Here is a 16,269-nt window from a genome sequence, read left to right on the forward strand (position 1 = left end):
CAGGCCGCCGACCCGGGCGCCGTGCCCTCGGCCCCCCCCCCCACCCCCCCCCCCCCCCCCTTCGCACACACCCCCCCCCCCCCCCCCCCCCCCCCCCCCCCCCCCCCCCCCCCCTCCGGTACGGGCCGAGGGTCAGAACCGTCCCTGGTTCAGGGCGTTCTGCAGGGCCGAGATGGTGGCCGGCCCGAACTGGCCGTCGACGGTGAGGCCGGCACCGCTGGCGTTGAGGAAGGTCTGCAGCGCCTTGTAGGTGGCGGGGCCGGGGTCGCCGTCCTCGACGAGTCCGGCGTTGCCCCACACGTTGAGGTGGTGCTGCAGCGACCGCTTGGAGTCGGGCCCCCACTGGCCGTCCGGGGTGGATCCGCACACCCGCTGGACGGCCATGATGGTCAGGGTGCCGAACTGGCCGTCGACGGTGAGGCCGGCGCCGTCGTCGATGTAGGCGAAGTACGCGGACTCGGTGGCCGGGCCCCACTGGCCGTCGGCGCTGGTGCCGACCTTGCCCTGCAGCCAGCGCACGCCGGCGGCGGTCTTCGGCCCCCAGGCGCCGTCGACGTCCAGTGCCGGGCTGTAGCCCAGGTCGTTGACCGCCTGCTGCTGGCGCGCTATCGACCGCACGGACGTCATGGGGCCGCCGGACGACGAGCCGCCGCCGAAGGCCTTGAACGCCGACTCGGTGCCGGGCCCCCACAGGCCGTCGGCCGTGACGCCGACCTTGCCCTGGAGCCAGCGCACACCGGCGGCGGTCTTCGGCCCCCAGGCGCCGTCGACGTCCAGCGCCGGGCTGTAGCCCAGGCTGTTGACCGCCTGCTGCTGGGCGGAGACCGACCGCACCTGGGTCATGCCGCCGCCGCTCGCGCCGCTGGAGTCGGAGGGCGGCGGGGTGTAGTCCGAGCCGGCCCAGTCGATCGGGCGGACCTGCGCCGGCATGCCGTTCTGGACCCAGGCGCGCAGCTGCGCCCCCGGGCAGTCGGTGGAGTTGCCGGGCAGCATGCCGTGATACGTCTTGGTGAGGACGTGGCCGGCCATGTCGCAGGCCTTCTCGTACATCGACCGGATCGCGGACAGCGCGATGTCGGTGGCGTCCCCGCTCTCCCCGATGAAGCAGACGCCGATGTGGGTGGTGTTGGCCCCGTAGGCGTGCGCGCCCTGGAGGTACCAGCCGCGGCCCTCGAAGATCCGGCCGCTGGTGTCGACCAGGAAGTTGTAGCCGATGTCGGACCACCCGTTGGAGTCCATGTGGTAGTTCTGGATCGACCGCAGCGTCTGCGTGGTCGGCCCGTCCGAGTAGTGCACGGTGAAGCCGGTGCGGGCGCCGATGGCCACCGGCGTGATGTCCTTCGCCGGGCGGGCACCCCACTGGGCGCGGGTGTAGATGTGCAGCGTGTCGGAGTCGGGGCCGCCGCCGGTGCCCGAGCCCCGCTGGATGAAGGAGCCGTCCTTGACGTACGGGTAGAGCTTCCCGGGGCAGTCCGTGTGGGTCACCGTGCGGACGTCCGTGTGCCCGAGGATCCGGAGGCCCGCGTCCTTCTCGTTCTGCAGGTAACCGCAGAGCGCCCTGATGCCCGCGACCATCTCCGGGGTCACGTCGTCGTCGGCGCCCATCAGGCCCATCACGGCGTAGTAGTTGGCGTTGGCCCCGGGCGACTCGGTGCCGTTCGCGCCGGACCGCTGGCCGACTCCCCGCCCTTCGTAGATGGCACCGTGCTTGCAGACCAGGAAGTTGTACGGGATGTCGTCGTACTCGGGCTCCCCGAAGCCGGTCCACTCCCTGACGTCCTGGCCGAGGTCGTGGTGCATCGACTCGTCCTGGATCTTCCTGACCAGTGCGGCGCACTGGCTGTGGGGATCGACGGACTTGTGCCCGCCGCCCTCGTGGTGGATGACGATGCCGCCGAGCCACGGGGAGAAGGGATCGGTGTCGGGCTTCTTGGGCGGCTGGGCGCCCCATTCACTGCGCGAGATGATGGTGACCATCTGGTTCTCCGGAAGTCGTGCTGAGCTTGCTGACGGACGGGTGGGGTCGGGCGGGTCGGGCGTCGGGCGCGCTACGCGGCTCCGATGACGCCCCCGTCCGTCCGCCGGATCACGAGCACGGCCGAGCGCGGCCGACCGGCGGGGTCGTGGTCGGGCCAGTTGCTGACCGCGCGGGGATCGTCCTGGGTGGGCGTGCCCCAGGCGAGGGTGTGCTCGCCGGGGTGCTGGACGTTGACGAACATGGTGCGGCGGTCGGGCGTGGTGACGACGCCGGTGATCTCGGCACCGCGCGGGCCGGTCAGGAAGCGGCGGATCTCGCCGGTGGCCGGGTCGGCGGCCAGCAGCGCGTTGTTGCCCAGGTGTTCGTGGCCGGTCTCGGCCCGGTTCTGGTCGTAGGCCGGGATGCCGGTCCCGATCCACAGCCGGCCGTCGGCGTCGGACCACAGGTTCTTCGGCGAGGCGAACATGCCGGCGGCGTCCAGGTGGACCTGGCTGTCGTGGGCCGGGTCGCCGGCGAGCACGAAGACGTCCCAGTGGAAGCCGGTCGCCCGGCCCTCGCCCTGGTCGGCGTGGTCGTCCTCCCGCCAGCGGACGATGTGGCCGTACGGGTTGTCGGCGCGGGGGCTGACCTTGGCCCGGTGGGAGTTCGGGCCGGCGGTGCAGTGGCCGAGGCCCGGGCTGTGCGCGAGCGCGCAGAAGGCCGTCCCGTCGGGGCGGACCGAGGTCTGCTGGGGCCGGTCCAGCGGGGTGGCCCCGAGCGAGTCCGCCGCCTGCCGGGCCCGCAGCAGCACGTCGGCCTGGTCGGCCCAGCCGTTGGCGACGGTCAGCGGGCCCTGGCCGTGGGTCAGCGGCAGCCAGCGGCCGGTGCCGTCGTCCTCGAACCGGGCGACGTACAGGGTGCCGTGGTCCAGCGGGCTGCGGCCCTGGGAGCGCAGCCGCCACCAGCTGTCCGAACCGACGAACTTGTAGAGGTAGCCGCCGTTCTCGTCGTCGCCGCTGTAGACGACGACCCGGCCGGCGGACTCGGTCACGCTCGCCCCGACGTGCTGGAAGCGGCCCAGCGCGGTGCGCTTCACGGGCGGCGCCTGCGGGTTGCCCGGGTCGATCTCCACCACCCAGCCGTACCGGTTGGCCTCGTTGCCGTTCGCCGCGAGGTCGAAGCGTGCGTCGGCGCGGTGCCAGCCGTAGCCGTCGCCGCGGGCGCTGATGCCGGCCCGCTTCTGGGCGCGGGTCGGCCGCCAGGTCTTGTCGTCGGTGCCGAAGTAGCCGGCGGTGTCGCGCTCGCCGGCCAGGAACGTCCCCCACGGGGTCACCCCGTGCGCGCCGGTGCCGAGCGTGCCCGTGGCGGGCGTGCCCGTGCGCAGGGCCGGGTGGTCGGCGTCCACCGGTCCGGAGAAGGCGACGGGCGTGGCACCGGTGACGCGCACGTTGCGCGGCGAGTCGACGAGCTGCCAGGTGCCGCCGGTACGGCGCACCTCCAGCACGCTGACGCCGTGCGCGGCGAGCGCCTTGGCGACCTGCTCCTTGCTCACCCGTCCGTTCGTGGCCGCCGGGCCGGTGCGGCCGTACAGCAGGGCGGCGTCGGTGGACTCGTGGGTGAGCACCAGGGTGCCGTGGGAGTCGTCGGTGCCCGGGAAGAAGCTCAGCCCGGCGTGGTGGGAACCGACCTGCTCGGCCTGCTCCGCCGCGGTGTTGCCGCCGTCGGCACGCCACTTCGGGCCGCTCTCGCGCACGGCCTGCCCCCACGGTGCGAGCACCTGCACGGAGTACCCGGCGGGCACGGCGACGGCGTCGGCACTGCTCGCCGGTACGGCGGTGAAGCTGAGCGGGTGCGCCGCGGCACCGGCCGCGCCCGGCTGCCCGGCGGAGGCGGCGGAGGCGGGGGACGCGGACAGGCCGAGGAACGCGGCGAGGGCGATGGTGCCGCCGGTCAGGGCCTGACGGCGCGACAGGCCGGCGGCCACCACGTCGTCGGACGTGCGTCGGGGTGCTGCCTCCGGTTGCGGAGTGTCGTGATCTGGCATGGTCGCCACCCAAGGGAAGTCGGCCCGCCGGAGCGGGGTGCAGAGCTGAGGAGGGCCGGCCCCGTGCGCCGCCTCGCGGCGGTCAGGAGGTGCGCGGCGACGGCCGGCCGCGCCGGAACGCAGGATCGCCGGCGGGATTCGCGGACCTGAACCTAGATCGATTCCGGCCCCGCAGTCATCCTCGGCCCGTCCCCAATGCGCCGTCCCCCGTCCCCGAGACACCTTGGGACGGCAGGGACGGGAACCGGCTCCGAGCCGACGGGCATCGTGGAACCGGAATCCGGGGATCTGCGTTCCCGGAAGGACAGAAGAGCACGTGGAGGCGGTATGCGGTCAGCGCGGGAGCGGCGGAGCGGCTGGGTAGGGGTGGCGGCCGCCCTGGTCCTGGCCACGGGCGGCACGCTGTTCGGGAACAGCCGCATCCTCGCGGCCTGGCGGTCCTGCCTGGGCGAGGACCACGAGCCGAACCCGAACCTGGGGACGGCCACGGTGTCCTGGTGGGCCGTCATGCTCGTCGCGCTCCTGGCGCTCGGCGCACTGCTGGGCCGAGGACCGCGGAGCCGCCGGTACCGCCTGCCCGCCATGCTCGTCGTCGCCGCCGTGCTGACCTGGCTCTACGTCACCGGGATGGGAACCCCCGCACCGCTGCGGCCCGGGCAGCCGCCGGAGTCCGTCTGCGGGATCCTGCCGCCCTTCCCCTTCACGGGCTGAGCACCCCGGGGGCCGCGTACCGGCCCCGGCCGTGGTCGCTGCCCGGCGGTGGGGTCGCTGCCCGGCGGTGGGTCGCCGCCGCCCGGCTCGACGGGCCGTACGCGAGAACGCCCGGCCGGGAGACTCCGGCCGAGCGTTCCGTCGGTCCCCTGCACGACGGGTCGTCAGCAGGTCGTCGTGTTCCACGGGGTGGCGTAGTGGTTCAGCTTGGACCAGGTCAGCGGGCCCACGATGCCGTCGGGGTCGAGACCGGTGCAGGACTGGAACTTCCGCACCGCGGCGAGGGTGTTCTTGCCGAACTGCCCGTCGATGTCCAGGTTGAAGGGGGTGGGATAGAGGTAGGAGGCGGCGTTCAGTTCGCACTGCATGGCCTTGACCTCGTTACCGGAGTCGCCGTAGCTCAGCTCCGGCTCGCTCCAGCTGTAAGAGCCGCAGTCCGAGGTCCCAGCAGCCGAGGCGCTGCCGGCGGTGGCCACCCCGAAACCGGCGGCCAGGAGGGTGGCGACCGCAACGGCCGCGAGCTTGTTGCGCATGGTTCTTCCTTCGGTACGGGTGATGGGCGGACCTGGTCGGGCCGGATCAGCAGAGGTAGTTCGCCGCGGTGTCGATGTCGCTCTGGTAGTCCAGCTTGGACCAGGTCAACGGGCCGACGATGCCGTCGGGGTCGAGACGGGCGCACCCCTGGAACTTCTTCACGACGGCGAGGGTGTTCTTGCCGAAGATCCCGTCCACCTGGAGACCGGCGCCGCGCACGCTGTAGTTGAGCTCGCACTGCAGCGCCTTGATCTCCGGGCCGCTGTCGCCGAGGCTCACCTCCGCCTCGTTGTCGCTGCTGTAGCCGTAGGACGAGCACACGGCGGGGGTGCTGGCGGATGCGGTGGTGGCGGTGCCGATGCCGAGGCCGGTCAGCAGCACGGCTCCGGCGGCGATGGCGACGAGCTTGGTACGCATGGTGGTTCTCCTTGCAAAAGGTCAAGTCGAGGGTCGGGGGCGGACGGTGAGGTCCCCGCCGGCACGGCTGGGCGAACGGCCCCGGGTGGGTGGTGTCGGGGGTCGCGCGGGTGGCGGCTGCCGTCACCCGCGCGGTGTCCGGGCGGTCAGGCCGTGACGTGGTACCAGTAGCCGCCGGTGCGCAGGCCGACGTAGTGCACGTCGGTGCCCGTCTCCTTGGCCTCGTACATCATGTCCGCTCCGGTGGCCGGGTCGGTGCCGGCGTAGAGCACCACGTGATGGGTGTTGTGGGCGTCGGTGCCGAAGTACTCGACGTCGCCCGGCTGCCGCTGGGCCTCGGTGATCGGGGTGAGGTGCTTGTCCAGGGTCTGCTCGGTGGTGTCGCCGCCGTTGGCGAGGTCGATGCCGGCGCCGAACCAGAAGGCGGCCCGGACCAGGCCCGAGCAGTCCAGGCCGGCCGTGGTGTTGGCCGGGCAGGGCTGGATCGAGCCGGTGTAGCCGTCGCAGGTGCCGAGCGACGGGCCGGGGCCCTCGCCGCGCAGCGAGTGGCCGCCGCCCCACACGTACGGGACGCCCAGGTAGGACTTGGCCGCGTCCAGGACCTTGGTGGAGTCGATCGGGCCGCTGGGCAGCGGGGCGGGGGTGCCGGTGTAGAGGGCGTCCTTGAGGCCGGTGCCGACGATCCCGTCGATGGCCAGGCCCTGTGCGGCCTGGAAGTTGCGCACCGCGGTGTCGGTGGCCGGCCCGAACTGCCCGTCCACGACGAGGCGGCCGGCGTTGAAGGTGTTCAGCATCGTCTGCAGGGTCGAGACGCACTGCCCGCTCGCCCCGGTCCGGAGGTCCCCGCACTGGGTGCGCAGGTCGACGGTGCCGGAGACGGCGGTGGCCGCCGTGTCGAGCGCCGACTTGGTGGCCGGGCCGACGATGCCGTCCGCGGTGAGGCTGTGCGCGCCCTGGAAGGTGCGCACGGCGGCGTCGGTGGCGGGCCCGAACTGGCCGTCCACGGTGAGGTGGGCGCCCGTCAGGTTGAGCTCCGCCTGGAGCTGGGTGACGCAGCCGTCGGCCTCGCCCTGCTGGAGGTTGGCCGGACAGGCCGGGGAGGTGATCGGGATCGGGGCCGGCGCGGTCGCGGCGGAGGCGGTGTAGGCGCCGAAGCCGGTCAGCGCGGCCGCGAGGGCCAGGCCCAGCGACAACCGGCGCCGGGTGGGGAGGGGGGTCTTCACAGCAGGTCTCCGGATCCGTGGTGGTGCGTCAAGAAGGGTGGGGGTGCTCCGCGCCCCTGACGCCCGATCGTCTCGACGGGCGGGTGCTACCCGAACAGCCCCGAGTCGCTGGGCACGTAGGCGAAGCAGGAGCCGTACCTCCCGCCGTACTTCTGGTCACCGCGGTAGAGGATGTTGTCGCCGGTGAAGGGGCCGACGATGCCGTCCGGCTGCACGTGGACGAAGCCCTGGAACCACACGACCTGGTCCTTGGTCTGCGGGCCCCAGATGCTGTCCTCGTCGATGGTCGCCCGGTTGTTGTTCTGGGCGACTTCGTTGATCAGGTGCTGGACGCACCACACCGCCTGGCTGTTGTTGGCGTAGCCGTCGCCGATGTACGGCGCGCTCTGGCTCGCCCCGGCGGTGCCGGACAGGCCCAGCAGCGCGGTTCCGGCCACGGCCACGGCCAGCACGGCGCGGCCGAAGGACTTCGCGGTCATGTGTCGCTCCTCGCGGTACGGGTGCTCAGGGGCCGTAGGTGGTGGGGATGTACTGCCAGCAGTAGGCGTCGTAGCTGCCGACGTAGTACGGGTCGCCGTCACTGATGATCGCGTTCCCGGTGAGCTGGCCCACGTAGCCGTCGGGCAGGAGCGACCGGCCGCCGAGGATGGTGTGGGACTGCAGCCACTGGACGGCGGACTTGGTCTGCGAGCCCCAGAGGCCGTCCTCCGCCAGCGGCGCGGGGCGGTCGCTCAGCGTGGTCTTGTTGATGAAGTAGTTGAGGTTGTGCTGGACGCACCACACGGCGTGGGTGTTGTTGGCGTAGCCGTCGCCGAGGGTCGGGGCGCTGGGGCTGGCACTGGCGGGTCCGGCCAGGGTGAGTAGGGCGGCACCGGCCAGGGCCAGTGCCGCCGCAGCGCGGCCGAAGGTCTTCCTGATCATGTGTCTCTCCTGGTGGGACGGTGATCGGGGGCGTTGTGCCGCCGGGACGTACGGCTCCCGGTGGTACGGGACGTGAGGCCCGATCGGGCTTCGCCGCGTCGGGCTCCGCAATGCGGGACCCGGTTCGGGCGACAGCCGGGAGGTGCCGCCGGTACGCGTCGGCCGGGTGGGCGCCGTTGGGCACGTGGCCGCCCTGGTGCGGCGGGGGCGCTGCCGTACTCTGCCGGACTCCGTGGTCCGTCCGGTAGGTCTTCCGACGTCCCATCAGTCCCAGGGACGTGTCCCACGGTGCGGACCCGCTCCATGGGACACGTTTCCCTCCGAGGGCGAGCGCGAGGGCGAGCGCGAGGTGGGGCGCGACGTGGGGCGCGAGGTGGGGCGCGGGCCAGGGTTCCGAGGAGACGCGGAGGTGGGGGGGGGGGGGGGGGGGGGGGGGGGGGGGAGAGGGGGAGTTGGAGGTCCCGCTGGGGGTGCGCCCCCCCCCCACCTCCGGACGCGGGCTGTTCAGTGCTGGTGGCCGGCGGTCGGCTCCGTAGTGCTGCCGCTCGTGCTGCTGTCCGCGGCGACGGTGAAGGCGGCGGTGCGCACGGTGCCCTGGTGCTGGAAGTCCAGGAAGAGCAGGTAGCTGCCGCTGCTCGGGGCGGTGGTGGTGAAGCCGATGCCGGGGCCCGGGGTGGTGGTGTCCGGGTGGACATGGAGGTAGGCGAGGTCGCCGGCGCGCAGGGCGACCAGGTGGCCGTAGGCGCCGAGGTAGGGCTGGAGGTCGGTGACCGGGGCGCCGTCCTTGCTGATGTTCAGGGTGAGGTGGCTGCTGCGGCCGGGGGTGAGGTCGCCGCCGAGGGTGACGGTGTAGCCGTCGACGGTGACGGTCCGGCCGGTGTCGGGCAGCGGGGCGGGGCGCAGGTCGCCGGCGGCGTGGAGGTCGGCGCCGAGGGTGAGGCCCTCGCTCGCCCCGGCCGGGGTGAAGTCGGCGAAGACCCGGTACTCGCCGGCGGCGGGGACGGCGGTGGGGGCGCTCCAGGTGCCGTCGGCGGCGCGGGTGGGGTGCAGGTGCTGGAAGGTGGAGAGGTCGCGCGGGGCGACGATCAGGTGGAGTTCCTTCTCGTGCTGCTGCTGGTAGGCGGTGACGGGCTTGCCGTCGGCGCCGAGGATGCGGAAGCGCAGGTCGGTGGGGGAGCCGGCGGTGACGAAGGGGTGGTCGACGCTGAGGGTGTAGCCGCGTTCGGAGATCTGGAGCCCGCCGGGGTGGAGTTCGGCAGCTGCCTCGCCGCCCCCTGAGCCGCCCCCTGGGCCGCCCCCTGAGCCGGGTCCGGCATCGGGTTCGGCGTGTCCGGCGGCGTGTCCGGCGGCGTGTCCGGCGTGGGCGGCGTGTTCGGCGGCGGGCCTGGGCTCGGCGGTGCCGGTGCCGGTCGCGTGGCCGACGCCGAGGGCGAGGCCGAAGGCGGCGGCGAGGCCGGCGGTGAAGGCGGTGATGCGCAGGGCGGTGTTCACGGCGGTCTCCTGGGATGTTCGGGGTGGACGGGGGCGACAGGGCGGACAGGGCGGACGGGGTGGACGGGGCGGACGGGGCGGACGGGGTGGACGGGGTGGACCGGCTGGAGGGGTTCAGGCCCGCATCAGCCGGGCGATGGCCTGGGAGGCCTCGGCGATCTTGGCGTCGGCCTCGGCGCCGCCGCCCGCGATGGCGTCCTGGACGCAGTGGGCGAGGTGGCCGTCGAGGAGGTGCAGGGCCACGGACTGGAGGGCCTTGGTGGCGGCCGAGACCTGGGTCAGGGTGTCGATGCAGTAGGTGTCGGTGTCGACCATCCGCTGGAGGCCGCGGACCTGGCCCTCGATGCGGCGCAGTCTGCGCAGGAGTTGGTCCTTCTCGGTGCTGTAGCCGGCCATGCGGCCCTCCTCTGGGTTCCGGCGGGGAGTGCCACGAGTGAATACCCCATGGGGGTATCAAGTCAAGCGGGTCGCCGCTCCGGAAAAGTACCTGCCGGGGGTATCGACCGCCCCTTGCGGACCGTACCCCCCAGGGGTATAAATGAACCCGGCACCGCCCGATACCCCCCAAGGGTATAAAGGCCCGGCCCGCACACGTACCTCGCCCGTACCTCGAAGCAGCGACAGTCACGAGGAGCAACGATGACCACCCAGGCACCCGCCTCCACGGAGGTGGAACTCTCGATCGGCGGAATGACGTGCGCCTCGTGCGCCGCCCGGATCGAGAAGAAGCTCAACCGGATGGACGGCGTCTCGGCCAGCGTCAACTACGCCACCGAGAAGGCGAAGGTCACCTTCGAGGGCGAGGTCGAGGTGGCCGACCTGATCTCCACCGTCGAGGCCACCGGCTACACCGCCGCGCTGCCCAGGCCCCCGGCCGCCGCCGGCGGCGAGGGCGCCGAGCCGGGCGAGCCCGCCGACGAACTGGCGCCGCTGCGCCAGCGGTTGTTCACCGCCGTCGCCCTGGCCGTGCCGGTGATCGCGATGGCGATGGTGCCGGCCCTGCAGTTCGACAACTGGCAGTGGCTCTCGCTCACCCTCACCGCCCCGGTCGTCACCTACGCCGCCTGGCCGTTCCACCGGGCGGCCTGGACCAACGCCCGGCACGGCGCCGCGACCATGGACACCCTGGTCTCGCTCGGTACGGGCGCCGCGTTCCTGTGGTCGCTGTGGGCGCTGTTCTTCGGCGACGCGGGGATGCCGGGCATGCGGCACGGCTTCGAGTTCACCATCGCCCGCAGCGACGGCGCCTCGAACATCTACCTGGAGGCGGCGGCCGGCGTCACCGCCTTCATCCTGGCCGGGCGCTACTTCGAGGCCCGCTCCAAGCGCACCGCCGGAGCGGCGCTCAAGGCGCTGCTGGAACTGGGCGCCAAGGACGTGACGGTGCTGCGCGGCGGCAACGAGGTGCGGATCCCGATCGCCGAACTCGCGGTGGCGGACCGGTTCGTGGTGCGCCCCGGCGAGAAGATCGCCACCGACGGCACCGTGGTCGAGGGCGCCTCCGCGGTGGACGCCTCGATGCTCACCGGCGAGTCCGTCCCGGTCGAGGTCGGGGTCGGGGACGCCGTCACGGGCGCCACCGTCAACGCGGGCGGCCGGCTGGTGGTCGAGGCCACCAGGGTCGGCGCGGACACCCAGCTCGCCCGGATGGCCAAGCTGGTCGAGGAGGCCCAGAACGGCAAGGCCGCCGCCCAGCGCCTGGCCGACCGGATCTCCGCGGTCTTCGTGCCGATCGTGATCACCCTGGCGGTGGCCACCCTCGGCTACTGGCTGGGGACCGGCGAGGGCTGGACCGCCGCCTTCACCGCCGCCGTGGCCGTGCTGATCATCGCCTGCCCGTGCGCCCTGGGCCTGGCCACCCCGACCGCCCTGCTGGTCGGCACCGGCCGCGGCGCCCAGCTGGGCGTACTGATCAAGGGCCCGGAGGTGCTGGAGTCCACCCGCAAGGTCGACACCATCGTCCTGGACAAGACCGGCACCGTCACCACCGGGCAGATGACCCTGCTCGCCGTGCACACCGCCGAGGGCGTCACCGAGGCCGAGGTGCTCCGCCTGGCGGGCGCCCTGGAGCACGCCTCCGAGCACCCGATCGCCCGGGCGATCGCCACCGCCGCCGCCAAGGCCGGCGAACTGCCCGCCGTCGAGGGCTTCGAGAACGTGCCCGGCCTGGGCGTCCAGGGCGTGGTGGACGGCCACGCGGTGCTGGCCGGCCGGGAGGCGCTGCTCAACGAGTGGTCGCAGTACCTGCCGCAGGCCCTCGCCGAGGCCAAGCGCACGGCCGAGTCGGCCGGCCGCACCGCGATCGCGGTCGGCTGGGACGGCGAGGCCCGGGCCGTCCTGGAGGTGGCGGACGCGGTCAAGCCGACCAGCGCCGAGGCCATCGCCGCACTGCGGGCCCTGGGCCTGACCCCGGTGCTGCTGACCGGCGACAACAGGCTGGTCGCCGAGGCGGTCGCCGCCGAGGTCGGCATCGCACCGGAGCACGTGATCGCCGAGGTCATGCCGCAGGACAAGGTCGACACCGTCAAGCGGCTGCAGGCCGAGGGCCGGGTCGTGGCGATGGTCGGGGACGGCGTCAACGACGCGGCCGCGCTCGCCCAGGCCGACCTCGGCCTGGCGATGGGCACCGGCACCGACGCCGCGATCGAGGCCGGCGACCTCACCCTGGTCCGCGGCGACCTGCTGGCCGCCGCCGACGCCATCCGGCTCAGCCGCCGCACCCTCGGCACCATCAAGAGCAACCTGTTCTGGGCCTTCGGCTACAACGTCGCCGCCCTGCCGCTCGCGGCCGCGGGCCTGCTCAACCCGATGATCGCGGGGGCCGCGATGGCCTTCTCCTCGGTCTTCGTGGTCGGCAACAGCCTCCGGCTGCGCCGCTTCCGCTGAGCTCCCGCCGTCGGCCCGAGGGCCCCGGAACCGCAGCCCGGTTCCGGGGCCCTCGCCCGTCCGGACCGCTCCGCCCGTCCGGACCGCTCCGCCCGTCCGGACCGCTCCGCCCGTCCGGACCGCTCCGCCCGTCCGGACCGCTCCGCCCTTCCGGACGGGCGCTACTCACCGTGATGGCGGGCCCGGGGGCGCCGGGGATCCGGTTCAGCCGTACGTGCCGGTGGTGACCAGTGCTTGGCGGTCGTTTTGCCCGTACTTGGGAGTCCGCTCACCGAAGTCCTACCCGGCCGCGACCGGGCCGAGATGTGACGCTCCGACACTTGTTAGGCAAGCCTTTCCTGCCTTAGGTTCTCGTGCCGTCAGGCCGCCGACCCTCGCATTCCGAGGGCTCCGGCGGCCGTTCCCTGCCCTTCCGGAGGACCCTCACCATGCCCGGTACCGTGCGGCCCCTGGCCGGCCTGTCCCTCGTCGCCGTCTGCGCCCTCGCCCTCACCGCCTGCGGCAGCTCCGGCGGGACGGGAGGCACGGACAGCGCCACCGCGGCGGCAGGCCAGACCATCACCGTCTACAGCGGCCAGCACGAACAGACCGTCAAGGCCCTCACCGAGGACTTCACCAAGCGCACCGGCATCAAGGTCGAACTGCGCTCCGGCGACGAGGCCGAACTCGCCAACCAGATCCTCCAGGAGGGCGACGCCTCCCCGGCCGACGTCTTCTACGCCGAGAACCCGCCCGCGCTCACCGTCCTCGACGACAAGGGCCTGCTCGCCAAGGTCGCCCCCGACACCCTCAAGTCCGTTCCCGCCGCCGACAGTTCCGGCAACGGCGACTGGGTCGGCGTCTCCGCCCGCAGCTCCGCCTTCCTGGCCGGCGCCGGCAAGGGCGCCGACATCGCGCCGCCCGCCTCCGTGCTCGACCTCGCCAAGCCCGAGTGGAAGGGCCGCCTCGGCATCGCCCCGAGCGAGACCGACTTCGCCCCGGTCGTCACCCAGGTCCTCAAGGCCGACGGCGAGGCCGCGACCAAGCAGTGGCTCAAGGGCCTCAAGGACAACGCCAAGGTCTACGACAGCAACGAGACCCTCTCCGCCGCCGTCAACAGCGGCGAGGTCGAGGGCGGCGTCATCGACCACTACTACTTCTACCGGATGCGCGACGAGAAGGGCGCGGCCGCGACCCACGCGACCCTGCACTACTTCCCCAAGGGCGACCCGGGCGCGCTGATCGACGTCTCCGGCGCCGGCGTCCTCCAGCACGGCAAGCACCAGGCCGCCGCCCAGGCCTTCCTCGGCTACCTCGCCTCCGCCCCCGCCCAGACCGTCATCGCCGACTCCGCCAGCTACGAGTACCCGCTGGTCCCCGGCGTCCAGGGCAAGCCCGAACTGCCCGCCCTGGCCGGCCTCGGCACCGTCGCCGACCCGGCCGCGCTCGGCGACGGCAAGCAGGCCCTGGCCCTGCTCCAGGACGCCGGACTGCTCCAGTGACGACCCCCCTGCCCGGGCGGCGGTGGCGGGCCGGCGGCCTGCTCGCCCCCGTCGCCGTCGCCGTCGTCGCGGTGGTCGCCTCGCCGCTCGGCTTCGTCACCGCCCAAGCCGCCCAGGCCGGTTGGGACCGGACCCGGCGGCTGCTCGGCCGCCCGCTGATCGCCACCCTGCTCTGGCACACCCTCGGCCTGGCCGCCGCCGTCACCCTCGCCACCGCCGTCCTCGGCTTCGGCGCTGCCTACCTGGTCGAGCGCACCACCCTGCCCGGCCGCCGGGCCTGGACCGTCGCACTCGCCCTGCCGCTCGCCGTACCGGAGTTCGTCCGCGGCTACTCCTGGGTCTCGCTGTTCCGCTCCGTCCACGGCTACTGGGGCGCCGTCCTGGTGATGACCTGCTCGCTCTACCCCCTGGTGTTCCTGCCGGTCGCGGCCGCGCTGCGGCACGGCGACGCCGCCGCCGAGGAGGTGTCCCGCTCGCTCGGCCGCGGCCGGCTCGCCACCCTGTGGCGGGTCACCCTGCCGCTCACCCGGCCCGCCCTGGCCGGCGGCGTCCTGCTGGTCTCGCTCTACCTGCTCGGCGAGTACGGCGCCTTCGCGATGCTGCGCTACACCACCTTCGCCACCGCCGTGTTCACCCAGTACAAGCTCGGCTTCGACGCGGCCTCCGCCTCGCTGCTCACCCTGGTGCTGGTCGGTCTCGCCCTGCTGCTGGTCGCCCTGGAGGCCTGGGCCGGCCGCCGGGCGCGCACCACCCGGCACGGCGCCCTGGCCCGCCCCGCCGTGCCGGTGCGGCTCGGCGGCTGGACCGCCCCCGCGCTCGGCGCGCTGGCCGCGCTGGTCGGCGTCTCGCTCGGGGTGCCGCTCTACGCGCTGGCGTACTGGCTGATCAAGGGCAGCTCCACCACCCTGCCCTCCGCCTCCGTGCTCGGCGCGACCCTGGCCACCCTCGGGTACGCGCTCGGCGCGGCCGTCGTCGCCACGGCCGCCGCGCTCCCCGTCGCCCTGTACGGCTGGCGGCGCGGCACCCGGCCCGCCCGCACCGTCGAGCGGATCGCCTACCTCACCCGGGCGCTGCCCGGCATCGCCGTCGCCCTCGCGGTGGTCTTCTTCGCCGTCCGCTGGGCCCGGCCCCTGTACCAGCAGCCGCCGATGCTGGTCCTCGGGTACGTCCTGCTGTTCTTCCCGCTGGCCCTCACCGCCGTCCGCGCCGCCCTCGCCCAGGTGCCGCCCGGCGTCGAGGAGGCCGCCCGCTCGCTCGGCACCCGGCCGCTCGCCGTCCTCGGCCGGGTCACCCTGCCGCTGGTGCTGCCCGGCCTCGGCGCCGCCGTCGCCATGGTCGGCCTCACCGCCTCCACCGAACTCACCGCCACCCTGCTGCTGCGCCCCACCGGCACCCAGACCCTGGCCACCCAGTTCTGGGTCTACACCAGCGGCCTCGCCTACGGGGCGGCGGCGCCGTACGCGGCCCTGATGGTGGCGCTGTCCGTCCCCTCCGTCCTGCTGCTCACCCGCCGTAGCCCAGGGAGCCCCCGATGACCGGACTCTCCGTCGTCGACCTGCACGCCGCCCACGGACGCAGCCCCGTCCTGCACGGCATCGACCTGACCGTGCCGGACGGCGCGCTCGCCTGCGTCCTCGGCCCCTCCGGCTGCGGCAAGTCCACCCTGCTGCGGGTGCTGGCCGGCTTCCACCCGGCCGCCGCCGGGCAGGTCGTGCTGCACGGCCGCGTCCTCGACGACGGCCGCAGCAGGCTCCCCGCCGAACGGCGGGGCGTCGGCCTCGTCCCGCAGGACGGCGCGCTCTTCCCGCACCTCAGCGTCGCCGCCAACATCGGCTTCGGACTGCCCCGTTCGCAGCGCCGGGCCCGGGTCGCGGAACTGCTCGACCTGGTCGGCCTGCCCGGCCTGGGGGAGCGCCGACCGCACCAGCTCTCCGGCGGCCAGCAGCAACGCGTGGCCCTGGCAAGGGCGTTGGCGCCCCGCCCGCGTCTGCTGCTGCTCGACGAACCGTTCGCCGCCCTGGACGCGGCCCTGCGGGCCGACCTGCGCCGTGAAGTCGCCGCCGCCCTGCGGCAGTCCGGCACCACGGCGGTGCTGGTCACCCACGACCAGGACGAGGCGCTCTCCTTCGCCGACACCGTCGCCGTCCTGCGCGACGGCCGGATCGCCCAGGCGGGCAGCCCCGAGGAGCTGTACCACCGCCCGGCCGACGCCGCCGTCGCGGGCGTGCTGGGCGAGGCGAACCTGATTCCCGCCGAGGCCAGGGGCGTCGAGGCGCTGACCGCCCTGGGCGCCCTCCCGCTGGCCGGCCCCGCGGTCGACTCGGGCGGTGCGCTCGCGCTGCTGCGGCCGGGCCAACTGCGGCTCACCGCCGGGCCGGTGGCGGGCGCCGTCCCGGCGAAGGTGCTCGGCAGCGACTTCCGGGGCCACGACCACCGGGTCGAACTCCGGCCCGGGGCGGCGGGGTTGCCCGAGGTGCTGATCGTCTCCGCCGACCGTCCGTGGCCGGTGGGCGGTGAGGCCTACCTGGCCGCCGCGGGGCCGGTGCACCTGCTGCCGGGGGCGTGAGCCCGGTTCGTACGGCGGGCGCCCGCGGTTCGTACGGG

Annotated in this window: 14 protein-coding genes; 5 read left to right on the forward strand and 9 right to left on the reverse strand. The window is 74.0% G+C overall.

Annotated elements, in window-relative coordinates:
* Nucleotides 1-132: 132 nt before the first annotated feature.
* Both ACZ58X_RS27640 and ACZ58X_RS27645 read right to left on the reverse strand, forming a co-directional pair.
* Nucleotides 133-1,977: a peptidoglycan recognition protein family protein gene (locus tag ACZ58X_RS27640; RefSeq protein WP_470336287.1), complete on the reverse strand. Its 1,845-nt coding sequence runs from the start codon at nt 1,975-1,977 to the stop codon at nt 133-135.
* Between the two features lie 71 nt (nt 1,978-2,048).
* Nucleotides 2,049-4,001: a PhoX family protein gene (locus ACZ58X_RS27645; RefSeq protein WP_470336288.1), complete on the reverse strand. Its 1,953-nt coding sequence runs from the start codon at nt 3,999-4,001 to the stop codon at nt 2,049-2,051.
* A gap of 327 nt (nt 4,002-4,328) precedes the next feature.
* Between ACZ58X_RS27645 and ACZ58X_RS27650 the strand changes: the two genes are divergently transcribed.
* The gene (locus tag ACZ58X_RS27650; protein WP_470336289.1) at nt 4,329-4,712 is read left to right on the forward strand and encodes a hypothetical protein; all 384 of its coding nucleotides are present in this window, start codon (nt 4,329-4,331) and stop codon (nt 4,710-4,712) included.
* A 164-nt stretch (nt 4,713-4,876) separates the two neighbouring features.
* Here ACZ58X_RS27650 and ACZ58X_RS27655 read toward each other — a convergent pair whose 3' ends face one another.
* From ACZ58X_RS27655 to ACZ58X_RS27685, 7 genes are all read right to left on the reverse strand, one after another.
* Nucleotides 4,877-5,245: a peptidoglycan-binding domain-containing protein gene (locus ACZ58X_RS27655; RefSeq protein ID WP_470336290.1), complete on the reverse strand. Its 369-nt coding sequence runs from the start codon at nt 5,243-5,245 to the stop codon at nt 4,877-4,879.
* 46 nt (nt 5,246-5,291) lie between these two features.
* Nucleotides 5,292-5,663 (reverse strand): peptidoglycan-binding domain-containing protein, encoded by a 372-nt coding sequence (locus tag ACZ58X_RS27660; RefSeq protein WP_470336291.1) that lies wholly within the window; start codon nt 5,661-5,663, stop codon nt 5,292-5,294.
* A 146-nt stretch (nt 5,664-5,809) separates the two neighbouring features.
* Nucleotides 5,810-6,886 carry a C40 family peptidase gene (locus tag ACZ58X_RS27665; protein ID WP_470336292.1) on the reverse strand — a complete coding sequence of 359 codons (1,077 nt, stop codon included), beginning with the start codon at nt 6,884-6,886 and terminating at the stop codon, nt 5,810-5,812.
* Nucleotides 6,887-6,972: 86 nt separating this feature from the next.
* Nucleotides 6,973-7,365, reverse strand: a complete 393-nt coding sequence (locus ACZ58X_RS27670) for a peptidoglycan-binding domain-containing protein (RefSeq protein ID WP_470336293.1) — start codon at nt 7,363-7,365, stop codon at nt 6,973-6,975.
* A gap of 25 nt (nt 7,366-7,390) precedes the next feature.
* On the reverse strand, nt 7,391-7,807 hold the full coding sequence (locus tag ACZ58X_RS27675) for a peptidoglycan-binding domain-containing protein (protein WP_470336294.1): 417 nt from the start codon (nt 7,805-7,807) through the stop codon (nt 7,391-7,393).
* 504 nt (nt 7,808-8,311) lie between these two features.
* Entirely contained in the window at nt 8,312-9,298 is a 987-nt protein-coding gene (locus ACZ58X_RS27680; RefSeq protein WP_470336295.1) for a hypothetical protein, read from the reverse strand.
* Between the two features lie 114 nt (nt 9,299-9,412).
* On the reverse strand, nt 9,413-9,694 hold the full coding sequence (locus ACZ58X_RS27685) for a metal-sensitive transcriptional regulator (RefSeq protein ID WP_470336296.1): 282 nt from the start codon (nt 9,692-9,694) through the stop codon (nt 9,413-9,415).
* 243 nt (nt 9,695-9,937) lie between these two features.
* On the opposite strand from ACZ58X_RS27685, the gene ACZ58X_RS27690 reads away from it, so the two are divergent.
* The 4 genes from ACZ58X_RS27690 to ACZ58X_RS27705 all read left to right on the forward strand — a co-directional run bounded on the left by ACZ58X_RS27690 (nt 9,938) and on the right by ACZ58X_RS27705 (nt 16,231).
* On the forward strand, nt 9,938-12,184 hold the full coding sequence (locus ACZ58X_RS27690) for a heavy metal translocating P-type ATPase (protein WP_470336297.1): 2,247 nt from the start codon (nt 9,938-9,940) through the stop codon (nt 12,182-12,184).
* Nucleotides 12,185-12,612: 428 nt separating this feature from the next.
* Nucleotides 12,613-13,665: an iron ABC transporter substrate-binding protein gene (locus ACZ58X_RS27695; RefSeq protein WP_470336298.1), complete on the forward strand. Its 1,053-nt coding sequence runs from the start codon at nt 12,613-12,615 to the stop codon at nt 13,663-13,665.
* Entirely contained in the window at nt 13,662-15,200 is a 1,539-nt protein-coding gene (locus tag ACZ58X_RS27700) for an ABC transporter permease (RefSeq protein WP_470336299.1), read from the forward strand. The genes ACZ58X_RS27695 and ACZ58X_RS27700 overlap by 4 nt, the downstream gene beginning before the upstream one ends.
* Nucleotides 15,197-16,231: an ABC transporter ATP-binding protein gene (locus ACZ58X_RS27705; protein WP_470336300.1), complete on the forward strand. Its 1,035-nt coding sequence runs from the start codon at nt 15,197-15,199 to the stop codon at nt 16,229-16,231. The genes ACZ58X_RS27700 and ACZ58X_RS27705 overlap by 4 nt, the downstream gene beginning before the upstream one ends.
* Nucleotides 16,232-16,269: the final 38 nt, after the last annotated feature.

This window comes from Kitasatospora sp. NPDC040550 (assembly GCF_055594965.1).